This is a genomic window from Providencia sp. 2024EL-00732 (assembly GCF_044006275.1).
GTDB classification, from domain to species: Bacteria; Pseudomonadota; Gammaproteobacteria; order Enterobacterales; family Enterobacteriaceae; genus Providencia; species Providencia huashanensis.
The window spans coordinates 191,153-203,274 of sequence record NZ_JBIPDG010000003.1; the positions used below are offsets into that span (position 1 = coordinate 191,153).

Annotated in this window: 11 protein-coding genes; 5 read left to right on the plus strand and 6 right to left on the minus strand. The window is 41.0% G+C overall.

Going from position 1 to position 12,122, the window contains the following annotated elements; translation table 11 throughout:
• The 6 genes from ACHB7C_RS07630 to agaR are packed head-to-tail and all read right to left on the minus strand — an operon-like array spanning nucleotide 1 to nucleotide 5,527.
• Entirely contained in the window at nucleotides 1-888 is an 888-nt protein-coding gene (locus tag ACHB7C_RS07630; RefSeq protein ID WP_042845278.1) for a PTS system mannose/fructose/sorbose family transporter subunit IID, read from the minus strand.
• On the minus strand, nucleotides 878-1,648 hold the full coding sequence (gene agaW / locus ACHB7C_RS07635) for a PTS N-acetylgalactosamine transporter subunit IIC (protein WP_042845280.1): 771 nt from the start codon (nucleotides 1,646-1,648) through the stop codon (nucleotides 878-880). The genes ACHB7C_RS07630 and agaW overlap by 11 nt, the downstream gene beginning before the upstream one ends.
• Nucleotides 1,649-1,694: 46 nt before the next feature.
• On the minus strand, nucleotides 1,695-2,189 hold the full coding sequence (gene agaV / locus ACHB7C_RS07640) for a PTS N-acetylgalactosamine transporter subunit IIB (protein ID WP_042845281.1): 495 nt from the start codon (nucleotides 2,187-2,189) through the stop codon (nucleotides 1,695-1,697).
• A 32-nt stretch (nucleotides 2,190-2,221) separates the two neighbouring features.
• Nucleotides 2,222-3,406 (minus strand): SIS domain-containing protein, encoded by a 1,185-nt coding sequence (locus ACHB7C_RS07645; RefSeq protein WP_042845283.1) that lies wholly within the window; start codon nucleotides 3,404-3,406, stop codon nucleotides 2,222-2,224.
• A gap of 8 nt (nucleotides 3,407-3,414) precedes the next feature.
• Complete coding sequence (kbaZ, locus tag ACHB7C_RS07650; protein WP_129466363.1) at nucleotides 3,415-4,698, minus strand: tagatose-bisphosphate aldolase subunit KbaZ; 1,284 nt, start codon at nucleotides 4,696-4,698, stop codon at nucleotides 3,415-3,417.
• Nucleotides 4,699-4,750: 52 nt separating this feature from the next.
• Nucleotides 4,751-5,527, minus strand: coding sequence for a transcriptional repressor AgaR (agaR, locus tag ACHB7C_RS07655; protein WP_042845288.1), 777 nt, complete (start codon nucleotides 5,525-5,527; stop codon nucleotides 4,751-4,753).
• A gap of 525 nt (nucleotides 5,528-6,052) precedes the next feature.
• Between agaR and ACHB7C_RS07660 the strand changes: the two genes are divergently transcribed.
• The 5 genes from ACHB7C_RS07660 (at nucleotide 6,053) to ACHB7C_RS07680 (ending at nucleotide 12,034) form a co-directional block, all read left to right on the plus strand.
• On the plus strand, nucleotides 6,053-7,288 hold the full coding sequence (locus ACHB7C_RS07660; protein ID WP_042845289.1) for an anaerobic sulfatase maturase: 1,236 nt from the start codon (nucleotides 6,053-6,055) through the stop codon (nucleotides 7,286-7,288).
• Nucleotides 7,289-7,312: 24 nt separating this feature from the next.
• Nucleotides 7,313-8,920 carry a sulfatase-like hydrolase/transferase gene (locus ACHB7C_RS07665; RefSeq protein WP_349483730.1) on the plus strand — a complete coding sequence of 536 codons (1,608 nt, stop codon included), beginning with the start codon at nucleotides 7,313-7,315 and terminating at the stop codon, nucleotides 8,918-8,920.
• A gap of 64 nt (nucleotides 8,921-8,984) precedes the next feature.
• Entirely contained in the window at nucleotides 8,985-10,460 is a 1,476-nt protein-coding gene (locus ACHB7C_RS07670) for a DUF2264 domain-containing protein (RefSeq protein WP_210831644.1), read from the plus strand.
• 111 nt (nucleotides 10,461-10,571) lie between these two features.
• The gene (locus ACHB7C_RS07675) at nucleotides 10,572-11,426 is read left to right on the plus strand and encodes a tagatose bisphosphate family class II aldolase (RefSeq protein ID WP_042845292.1); all 855 of its coding nucleotides are present in this window, start codon (nucleotides 10,572-10,574) and stop codon (nucleotides 11,424-11,426) included.
• 29 nt (nucleotides 11,427-11,455) lie between these two features.
• On the plus strand, nucleotides 11,456-12,034 hold the full coding sequence (locus ACHB7C_RS07680; protein WP_048608033.1) for a DJ-1/PfpI family protein: 579 nt from the start codon (nucleotides 11,456-11,458) through the stop codon (nucleotides 12,032-12,034).
• The last annotated feature ends 88 nt before the right edge of the window (nucleotides 12,035-12,122 follow it).

The window sequence follows — 12,122 nt, forward strand, 5'->3', positions numbered from 1 at the left end:
TTACAGAACACCCAATACGTGACCAATCACACCGAATGCCAACATTGAAAAAATAAGTACAGGAGGTTTAGCCCAAAAGCCTGTGCCCTTGACCATTTTGAACATCAGGAAAACCAAGCCTAGCGGTAGTAAATTCGGCATAATTTTGTCGAATAATGCACTTTGCAGCTCAACAACCTTGCCACCTAATTCAATCGAGGCCGTTGTTTGCACCTTTATGAAAGTAGCGGATAACGCACCGATAACAAAAATCCCCATAATGTTGGCGGCTTTCGCTAATTTTTCAGTCGCATCACTCATATTGACCATCGCAGCTGTACCTGCGCGATAGCCCATAAACATCAAACCGAAATACACAAAGAAGTGGATTATTTGATAGAGAAAGAAAAAGACAAACGGCCCTGCAATAGACCCTTCCATTGCAATAGAAGCGCCTAATGCTAACGTCAATGGCATTAATGTCATGTGGTCGATAGCATCACCAATCCCACCTGTAGGCCCCATACCTGCAACTTTCATCACGTTGACCGTTGAAGGCTTCTCTTTGTTTTCCTCCATAGCAACCGCTGTGCCGAGCAAAAACGTAAACAACTTTGGACTCGCATTGAAAAATTGCAGATGGTTTTTTAGTGATGTCGCATAGTCCCGCTTGTTGTTTCCATGGATTTTGCGCAAAGCAGGGATAATTGAAAAAGCAAATCCACCACCTTGCATGCGTTCGAAGTTAAAATTACCTTCCATAAATAAACCACGAAACGCACATTTCCAAAGATCGCCTTTCGTTATTACCTTACGAACCGTTGTATCCTGATACTCATCAACACCATCAACATAGGACTCAACAGGGAGGTTTTTCGTTTGTTCGATTGCTTTGTTATCAGATACCATCTTCAAAATCCTCATTTTTCTGTGAGTTATTGTTGTTACTGTTACCGCTGAAGAAGTAATACAGTGCTGCTGCGGATGCGCCAAGTATTGCTACCGCCATGATGGGAAGCTTCAAGTAAGTTGTCATAACAAATCCAACGAAGAACACGCCCGCCACTTCTTTTGACCACATGATTTTTAGCAACATAGCAAAGCCAATTGCTGGTACCATTTTCGCGCCAATACCTAAACCTTCTAGCAATACTTTTGGCGTGTTTTGATCTATCCATTCCGCAGCATGTTCACCAAAATAAACCGTGACGAATGCAACAATGGAATACAGTAATGAACGAACAGTAATAGTGGCTATCAACAGTCGAGAAATACCCGATGCATCGGCTTTTTCTGCATAACGGTCTGCTTTACCCATAGTAAATGCAGTCATGGCGAAGAAACCGATAATGATCATTTGCATTAGCACTGCGATAGGCATCCCAATCCCCATCGCAACTGCAGGTGATTGATTAGTCATGATGGCAAAAGCAACGGCCGCTATAGTCCCTAATGTGACATCTGGTGGCTGAGCCCCTGCATTAGGAACTAACCCTAACCATGCAAGTTCCAGCGTAGCGCCTGCAATCAAACCGACTTGCATATCACCCATAATCAACCCAACAACAGGGCCTGTAATGAGTGGCCTGTGAATGTTTAGCGCAACATCATACTTATCTATACCGCAAAAGAAGGCCCATAAAGCCACAAGAGAAGCTTCATAAATCATAATAATTCCTTAAACACAGTTGTTTTAAGTTATGCCTCAAGCAGCCTTAAGCCGTTGCAAGCGCTAACACATCCACTGGAGATTGGTCAGGTGTATTTTGCACGGTACAGGTGACGCCTTTATCCACCAAACGGCGAAATGCCTCCAAATCACGTTCATCAACAGACACCGTCTTCGCAATCTGTCTTTTCCCTTCATGGAAATGCATATTGCCAACATTACAGTGCGTTATAGGAACACCACCTTCAACTAAACGAGCAACGTCAGTTGGGTTATTGCAAAGTACAAAAATTTTCTGGCGAGGAGATGCTTTACTAATCACATCAATGGTTTTTTGAATAGAGAAAAAGCGGACCGCATATTCTCCACCTGCTGATGCTTTCATGCCAGCTTGCATAAAAGCAGAATTGGGTCCATCAGCAGCGTCATCATTCGCAACAAGAATTAAATTTGCTTCCGTGTGTTTACCCCATGTAATACGAATTTGCCCATGTAATAAACGTTCATCGATTCGGGTCCAGACAATATTTGGTGTGTGCATAACTTGCTCTCTTATTATTTGTTGTGTTTATCTCAAGATAGCGATTCGCCATCTTTTTGATATGAGAACGGGTAAATAGTAACACCTTGAACAACCCGGTTAATTTCTCCTGTTGGAGAAGGGTTATCCGGTGTATTCCCCAGTGCAATAGAGCTATGAAAAGCAAATGCTTGCGCTAACATTAGATAAGGAAAAAGTAACGCTGCGTCAGAACAATGCTCCAGTTTTGAAATATAAATGAAATTATCTTTCAAAAAAATATCTTCAGAGGACGCAGTGATCCCGATCACCTTGGATGATGCATTATCGTGAATTACCTCTCGTAATAAGTCAGTTTCATACTGTCTGGTATACGGGTCATTCGAAAGAAATAAAACGACTAGCGTGTCTTTGTTAACGATTGATTTAGGGCCATGACGAAATCCTAATGGGGTATCAAAACTAGCCACCACTTTACCTGCGGTAAGCTCTAACATTTTCAAAGCCGCTTCCTGTGCAAGCCCCTGAAGCCCCCCACTACCTAAATAAATCACACGTTTGAATTTACCTGCATAGCTCTCACGAATTATTCGGTTAAACTGCTGATAATTCTCATGATATTGAGTGAAAAATGGTAAGATTTGTTTATTAAAGAAAGTATCATCTAAGAAAATGGATAGTGCGGCCATCATCATAGATGAAAAACTTGATGTCATGGCTAAAGAGCGGTCATTCGACTCTTCTGGCATCAAAAGAGCCAATGCATTAGGGTTATTTTGGCAATATTGGAATAATTGCCCCTGTGAATTGCAAGTCAGCACTAAGTGGTAACATTGAGATAAACACTTTTCAGCGACATCAAGAGCTGCAACACTTTCAGGGCTATTTCCAGAGCGAGCAAAAGAAACTAACAAGGTCGGCACATCTTCAGCTAAATACTCTTTCGGGTCAGAAACCAAATCTGTTGTTGCTATTGCATCAACACGACGCTTAAGATGCCCAGTTAATATAGGGGCCAGTGCACGTCCGGCAAATGCAGAAGTGCCTGCTCCAGTCATAATAATACGAGCATCTGGTGCTGATAAAACTTTAGCTAAAAACGCATCAATTTCAGTACGTAATGCTTTCACTGATAACGCCGTTTTTTGCCAACATTCAGGTTGCTGCTCAATTTCTTTTGCTGTCCAGAACGCATTAAGTTGTTCTAGTTCAGCCGGTTGATAACTTAAATATTCCATGTCAAACCTCAGTGACTGAATTTACACGCATCGGCGTACACCGATAACACATCGCGAATTTTTGCGAAAACAAACGACTTAGGTGAGCCATCAATCAGACCTTCTCTCAATTGTTTAAATTGATGTGGCAGATATTGGCTAAGTAAAGGTAATGGGATTGGTTTAGCAGATAAATTATTCATTAGCTTATCTATTGCATCGCTAATTTCTTTATCCGGCCAATAGTAACGAATGCGGTCGCTGAAGCTATATACCCGAGCAAATGCTTGTTGGTGAATATCGCCATGATAATACTTCTGCCAGAAATGCGGCTCGCTACACATCAAGCGCTCCATTTTTTCTTTTAAATGAGAACATTGCTTGGCAGGAAACATTTCATTCTCAATTTCGCACAATGAATACAGCGCTTCGCGCATTGCAAACGTCAATGCGGGGCCTACTTTCAAAATAGCAAAATGGTCACGAACCAATTGTTTATAAGCATCTTCTGTTTGGTAATCAGTTGAGTGAGCTTCGAAAACCAGATGTGAATAATCATCAACTACTTTACTCAATGCCTGTGCTTTTTCGGGTTGATAATCAATCACACCGGTATGATCAAATTCCACTCCAGGTTGAACGACCAATCCGATAACCCGTTGCCAACAATCCCCCACACCTGCTTTTTCGAATGCTTTCGCATGACACTCTAAGGTTTTGCGAGCGGCATCAGGGGAAGTGACCTCTACCCCCTCTAGAGCTTCTGTGGCTCCGCCGGGAACAGGAACTTCAGTACCAATGACATACACAATATCGCTACGACCGAATTGTTGTTTAGCTGTTTTTTCTGCGATAACCGCAAGGCGAGCCGCCCGCTCAGCAACAATTTCATCGGTTAAAGGAACAGGGTCATCAGCGCAAGACATGCTGCAATCTAAATGAATTTTTTTAAATCCAGCGGCAACATAAGCTGCGATTAAAACATCGGCATTATCCATGGCATCTGCAGCAGGGAGGTCTTGCCAACGGTTAGGGCCTAAATGGTCACCACCAAGAATTAGCTGATTGAGAGGAAAGCCAACTTTCTCTGCTTTTTCAGTAACATAATGATAAAAATCAGCAGGTGTCATACCGGTATAACCACCGAATTGATCAACCTGATTAGAAGTGGCTTCAATAAGAAGAAAGGAATTATTGTCCAACGCTTGCTGCAATGATGCTTCAATAACAAAAGGATGAGCAGAACAAACAGAATAAATACCGTTCTGTTGACCTAACTTATTTTGCTGAACAATTTTTTCTAAAGGATGCATTAATACTAACTCCACAATCAACACCGGCAGTGCTGTTAATGGAGTTAGTCAGCTATAAATCTTTATCGACGATAATGACTTCGATTTTATGGTCCTTTAACTCTTGGACATATTCATCAGGAATACCAGAGTCTGTTACCAAAATATCAATATCACCAAACTCACGGATCATATGACAGCTGCGTTTACCGAATTTCGTAGAATCAGCAACTGCAATAATAGTCTCTGAGATATCACACATTAAACGGTTGAGGCTCGCCTCTTGTTCATTGTGTGTCGTGATACCAACACGTAAATCGAATCCGTCAACCCCAAGAAAAACCTTATCAAATCGGTAATTTCTTAGGCTGCTTTCTGCTTGAGAGCCAGAAAACGATAAAGCATTCTTTCGCAATGCACCGCCTGTCATTAATACATCAACGCCTGCGGTATTCGCCAACTCCATTGCAACATCTAAACCGTTAGTCATGACCACTACGTTTTCACGCGATTTTAAATGTGTCGCGATTTCACGCGTAGTTGTCCCCGAGTCTAAAATAACGGTATCCCCATCCTTAATTAGCGTGGCGGCAGCTTTCCCTATTAACGTTTTTGTTCCCGCATTTTGCCCACGTTTTTCGTGGATACTCAGTTCTGCAATAAACCCTGTATTCGGTATTGCAGCGCCATGAGAGCGAATAACATAACCATTTTTTTCAAGAAAACTTAAATCGCTGCGAATGGTGACACTTGAAACTTTAAAAATTTCGGCTAGATCCTCAACTCTGGCTTTACCATGTTGGTTAACCATGTCGAGTATTTCCATACGCCGCTCAACTGCCGCTTTCACTTTCGTCTCCTTACGAAACCAAACAAAAGACTTTCATTTGATTTCGAAATTAGTTTACTACGCCAAAAATTACCGACAACGTAAAAAAACAAAACTTTTGATCTCTTTCACAAAGTTTCGATTTGTTCACTATTTGCTTACGGATATTTTCATAATTGAAATATCATAGCTTCGAATGAGAAACTATCCAATATATAAAGTGTTAATCAGTGTATTTTAATTAATCTAATCGTCAGACTGTCGTCTCTAAGCCCAGATTCGTGAAATTTTAGTAATGAAATGACTCTAAAATTAGCAAAACGTGCTGAAAAAACTTTTTCTATTCGAAAGATGTCGGGTTCCGTTTAATTAAAAAGTATATTTTGGAATTTTAACGACAAAATACTTTATCGTGAATCCCCCATTTATTCCCCTCCCCCACCTTTCAAAATCTTTCATTTTCCATTTTTGTGATTTCAATCTCTTTTGATTTTACGAAAATTGCGTAATGCTATAAAAATAACCTGACTTCTTTCGGATAAAAAAATGGCTTCTAACCAACCAACTAACTTTCATATGATGGCGAAACCCACTAGCTATCGCTGTAATATCAAGTGTGAATACTGTTTTTATCTCGAAAAAGAGAATGTATTTAACGAAGAAGTAGCAGATAACCATCATGACGTGATGCCTGACAATGTATTACGTCGTTACATTAAAGACTATATTCAGTCTAACGCGAGTGACCAAATTGATTTTTCATGGCAAGGCGGAGAACCTACACTCGCTGGGTTAGCGTTTTTTGAGCGTGTTGTGAAGTATCAAAAACAATACGCACAAGGAAAAACGATCACAAATAGTGTCCAAACCAATGCAATTGCAATAAACCGTCAATGGGCACAATTTTTTGCCGATCACCAGTTTTTACTCGGGGTTTCTATTGATGGACTTGAAGCGGTGCATGATAAATATCGTATTTCAGTCAATGGTAACCCAACCTTCGAACGCGTTAAAAAATCAATTCAGTTACTCAACGAATATGGTGTTCAATTTAATACACTTACCGTCGTGAACGATCAGAATTGGCGTAAAGGAAAAGAAACGTATCAAGCACTAAAAGATATCGGCTCGACATTCTTTCAATTTATTCCAATTGTTGAAGTAGACCGACGTTTTCCACATATGCAAGGGGGGCACTATGCGCCCGGTCCGAATGCTGTTATGGCGTCTTTCTCAGTTTCAAGTGAAGGATACGGACAATTTATGGCTGATATTTTCGACGAATGGATACGCCAAGGTGATGTAGGAAAAGTATACATCCGTTTGTTCGATAGCTTACTTGGTACATGGATGGGTTATCCTGCGTCCACTTGTATTCAATCCAAAACCTGTGGACAAGCATTAATCATTGAATCTAATGGTGATGTTTACTCCTGTGACCACTACGTTTACCCTGCAAACCGCTTAGGTAGCGTCCAAGAAAACACCTTAGCTCGTTTAGTTTCTTCTAAGCAACAGACACGCTTTGGTCAAAATAAATACGACAAACTCACCAGTATTTGCCAACGTTGTGAAGTCCAAAGCTTATGCTACGGTGGCTGCCCTAAACACCGAATTGTGGCAATTGATGGAGAAAAATATCGCCACAATTACTTGTGCCGTTCTTATAAAAAAATATTTCATCATACCGCACTAGGCATGCAGTTAATGCAGCAAGCTATTTCCCGCGGGGGATTGGCTAGCGATGCACTCCCTGCCTTAAAAAAAGCTTATTTTCAATAAATTAACCTTTCTGGAGAGACTTTTGTGATCTTACCTACTGTAAAAAAAAGCCTACTTGCTGGCCTTATAGCCACTAGTTGCTTAAGTTTTCCCTTAGCTGCAACTGCTGGAGAGACCCCTGAAAAACCCAATGTTTTACTTATTGTTATGGATGATTTAGGGACTGGTCAGCTTGATTTTGTGTTAGACAATCTTGATGTTAACGAGCTAGCAAAACGCCCTACCGCCCAACGTTATGATGGCGACATAAATAAAATGGTCGAAGCCGCGAAAATTGCGATGCCAAATGTCACTGAAATGGCAGCCGGCGGAATTAAAATGACTAACGCCTTTGTTGCTCACCCAGTTTGTGGGCCGTCTAGAGCAGGGATTTTTACTGGTCGCTCCCCTGCAAGCTTCGGTACCTATAGTAATGATGATGCTATGTTAGGCATTCCAGAGGACATAAAATTATTACCCGCTTTATTCCAAGCCGATGGTTATGCAACTGCCAGCATTGGGAAGTGGCATAATGCGAAAGTGATCAAAAAGCCCAAGATAGCTGAAGATAAACAAACTCGTGATTATCATGACAACATGATATCAACACCAGAACCTGGGTTTGCCCCCCATGAAAGGGGTTTTGATTATGCCTACAGTTATTATGCCTCTGGCGCAGCGTTGTGGAATTCACCAGCGATTTGGCGTAATGGGGAAAATGTCCCTGCTTCTGGCTACCTGACTCATTTATTGACGGATGAAACTGTCAAATTCATAGACAGTCATAAAGATAAGCCTTTCTTTATTAATTTGTCGTATAGCGTGCCTCATATCCCACTTGAGGAGGCTTCACCTGCCAAATATATGGATAAATTTAATACAGGTAATGTTGAAGCTGATAAGTATTTTGCCGCTCTGAATGCCGCAGATGAAGGGATCGGAAAAATAATTGCCACGTTGAAAGAAAATGGAGAATTACAAAATACGTTAATTTTCTTTATTTCAGATAACGGGGCTGTTCATGAATCCCCAATGCCAATGAACGCAATGGATAAAGGCTTCAAAGGCCAAATGTTTAATGGCGGAGTGCGTGTCCCTTTTGTTGCTTATTGGCCGGGCCATATCCCAGCAGGTAAACAGAGTGACATCATGGTTTCAGCTATCGATATCCTGCCGACGGCGCTGAAAAGTGCAGGAATAACTATCCCAGATACCCTGAAAGTAGAAGGGAAAGATATTATGCCCGTACTAACAGGCAAAGACGATAAATCTCCACATCAATACCTTTATTGGACAGGCCCAGGGACTAAACACTACAGCGAAGAAAATCAGGCATTCTGGCACGGTTACCATGAATGGATAACATACCAACGTAAAGAAATCCCTAATAACCCTAACCTAGAAAAACTATCAAAAGGCTCATGGGCGATCCGTGATGGCGAATGGGCTCTGTATTTTTATGACGATGGCTCAAACCAACCTAAGCTATTCAATGATAAACAAGACCCTGCTGAATCAATTGATTTAGCACGTCAGTATCCAGAAAAAGTTAAACAGCTAAAATCTGCTTATTATCATTGGGTTAAAGACAAACCAAAACCTGTTGTATGGGGACAAGACCGTTACCAAATACTTGTTGATTCTGCACGATAGAATCGGATCTTTGGCCAATTAAGTGAGCATGGAAGCTCGCTTTTTCTAACAATCGAGAATAAATATGACTACACCTATTATTCCTACTGAACGTCCAAAACTCCCCTATGAACACCCTAATATAGCCATCTATCAACGACTGTTTAAAGAAAATATTATTAGAAGATGTATCCGAAAACGGGCTTACCACCACCATGACCAACTTATTGCCGATACCTTTCGCGATAATCAAAAGCCATTATTATTTCTTTGCGAAACACTCACTCGCTATGTCACGGAGGCTTTTCATCATTATCAAGTTTGGGATTATACCTATGCTTATTACCCCGGAAGCCCCGGACAACAAACCGTCAAGACAGATGCTATGGAAGGTGTTAGCCGAGTATTACCCCTGCTTGCAGCATGGTTAGTTCATCATCAGCAACCGATAATCAAAGGGCTAAACCAACAACCATTTAATATTGCAGAGATGATTAAAAGCGCATTTGTGAATGGGACAAACCCTTCCCATAAAGGCTATTGGGGGAAGCTTGAAAACTACGACCAAAAAATATGTGAATCTGCAGACTTAGCTCTCACCCTTTGGCTCAGTCGTAAATGGGTATGGGATCAGCTTGATATTAGCTTACAACACCAAATTATCACGTGGTTCGAACAAGTTAATCACTGCGAAATCGTTGATAATAACTGGCATTTATTCCCACTCACCGTCCAATTTGTTATCAAAGCATTGACGGGAACTGACCATATTACCCATTGGCGTTATAACAGAATTAAACAATTTTATGCTGGCGACGGTTGGTTCCGTGATGGTGCAAAAGGGAATTTTGATTATTACAATGCTTGGGGTTTTTACTATGGGCTTTACTGGCTAAACCAAATTATTCCAGGCTTCGATCATGAATTTATAAAGCAATCCCTTAATCAGTTTAATCGCAGCTATCTACCATTTATTACAACCAAAGGTATTCCATTTTTTGGGCGCAGTGCATGTTACCGTTTAGCGGTGTCAACTCCATTAATCGCAGGTGTTGATTTAGGTTGTGATTCCGTCAGTATCGGTCAAGCCAAACATGCCTTAGAAAGCACACTTCGCTACTTTATTAGTAATGGTGCATTAAAAGCGGGAGCACCAACGCAAGGCTTATTCGCGCAAGACTCTCGTCTTGTCGATAATTACAGCGGACCTGCAAGCAGTTTCTGGTCATTACGGTCTGTGGTCATCGCTTTATATTGTGGTGAACGGCTTCAGCTTTGGCAAACTCCCACCAGCGAACTTCCAATCGAAAAGGCCGATTTTCGTTTCGAAATTCCATCGATTCATGCTTCGGTAATAGGAGTTAAAGATACGCAGGAAGTTACGGTGATATTTCGGCAGGAGTATACTCAACAGCAGTCTCCTTTAAGTCGCCGCTTAGATAAACAACCTCTCACTCAAAAGGTAATTGAAACAATTATAGGTCAATCAAAACGTCCTAAAAACAACCTATTACGTAAAGGTGTGACAACTTATAGTTCTAAAATGAGTCATTTTTTTTAGTTTTCTTTCATTACCTTTCGGTGTGAAACAAATAAAATGTGATTTAGATCTTTTACCTTTCTTTATCTTTCGATTATTATAAATCGAAATTAAATGAAAGAAGAGGCAACTATGTTTCTCGTATCGACCCGTAGTATGTTAAATAAAGCCCAACAAGGTGGCTATGCTGTGCCTGCATTCAACATCCACAATCTCGAGACTATTCAAGTTGTGATGGAAACTGCCGCAGAAATGGGGTCTCCAGTGATCCTCGCAGGAACACCAAGTACCTTTGCCTATGCGGGGAGTGATTATCTTATTGCTATCTGCCAGCAAGCGGCTGAACGCTATCATATTCCTGTCGCATTACACCTAGACCATCATGAAGATATTCCTGATATTTTCCAAAAGGTGGTCTCAGGAGTGCGTTCCGCAATGATAGATGCATCCCACTTTCCTTTCGAAGAAAATATTCAAATTGTTAAACAAGTTGTTGATTACTGTCACCAATGGGATTGTACCGTAGAAGCGGAACTTGGACGCTTAGGGGGCCAAGAAGATGATTTGGTCGTTGATGCTGCAGATGCTTTATTTACAGACCCAGAGTCTGCCGTAAAATTTATTCAACGCACTGGTATTGACTCACTTGCGGTCGCAATTGGTACAGCTCATGGTATGTATAAAAGCGAGCCGCACTTAGATTTTGACCGTTTACAAGCAATCCGTCAAAAAACAGAAATACCACTAGTATTACATGGTGCATCAGGGATACCCGATGCAGATGTACGCCATTGTATTGATCTAGGTATTTGTAAGGTAAATGTGGCAACTGAACTGAAAATAGCCTTTTCCGATGCCATCAAACACTACTTTCTTGAAAACCCAGATGCTACTGACCCTCGTCACTATTTAGTTCCAGGCAAAGCTGCAATGAAATCGGTTGTCATGGATAAAATTCGCGTTTGTAAAAGTGATGGAAAGTTATAATTCATTGAAATAAATAATAAAGGAATGACATGAAACAAGTTGCTGTATTACTCGCAGATGGCTTCGAAGAAGGTGAAGCCGTCGTTTTCATTGATATTATGCGTCGATTAGATATTCATGTTGATGTTCTTTCATGTATGAATACCCTGACACTAAATACTTATTTTGAAACTAAAATTAGTGCTGACTACTTGTTAACAGAAAAACTATCTCACAGTTATGACGCAGTAATGATGCCTGGCGGCCCAAAAGGCACCGATCGCCTTAGTAGCTCACCACAAGTTATTGAGTTTCTTCGCCGTCATATTTCTGAAGATAAATATATTTGTGCCCTATGTTCCTCTGGTGCCAAAGTACTCGCAGCTCATCAGTTACTTGAAGGTAGACATTATAGTACTGGTGATAAACTTGCTGAAAAATATAATGATGGGCACTACGTTGATCAAGACGTTGTTGTGGATGGTAAATTTATTAGTGCAAAAGGGCTAGGTGTCAGCTTTGAATTTGCATTTACTGTCGCTCGCTATTTACTTGCAGACAATACTGAGAAAGTAGATTGGCAAGCAAAGCATATCTACTTTAAGCACTGGCCATTGCCTTATTTGTAATCCCTTAATTAACGGGATAGTGCGCTGTAACCTCAACTCGCACTAAAGGCGGCCTTCAGCCTTTAGTGCTTTTTAAGACCGAGCAATA

Coding starts and splice junctions, on each gene's coding strand:
- ACHB7C_RS07660 (WP_042845289.1), top strand. CDS start 6,053: ATGGCTTCTAACCAACCAACTAACTTTCATATGATGGCGAAACCCACT.
- ACHB7C_RS07680 (WP_048608033.1), top strand. CDS start 11,456: ATGAAACAAGTTGCTGTATTACTCGCAGATGGCTTCGAAGAAGGTGAA.
- agaV (WP_042845281.1), bottom strand. CDS start 2,189: ATGCACACACCAAATATTGTCTGGACCCGAATCGATGAACGTTTATTA.
- ACHB7C_RS07645 (WP_042845283.1), bottom strand. CDS start 3,406: ATGGAATATTTAAGTTATCAACCGGCTGAACTAGAACAACTTAATGCG.
- ACHB7C_RS07630 (WP_042845278.1), bottom strand. CDS start 888: ATGGTATCTGATAACAAAGCAATCGAACAAACGAAAAACCTCCCTGTT.
- kbaZ (WP_129466363.1), bottom strand. CDS start 4,698: ATGCATCCTTTAGAAAAAATTGTTCAGCAAAATAAGTTAGGTCAACAG.
- ACHB7C_RS07670 (WP_210831644.1), top strand. CDS start 8,985: ATGACTACACCTATTATTCCTACTGAACGTCCAAAACTCCCCTATGAA.
- agaW (WP_042845280.1), bottom strand. CDS start 1,648: ATGATTTATGAAGCTTCTCTTGTGGCTTTATGGGCCTTCTTTTGCGGT.
- ACHB7C_RS07675 (WP_042845292.1), top strand. CDS start 10,572: ATGTTTCTCGTATCGACCCGTAGTATGTTAAATAAAGCCCAACAAGGT.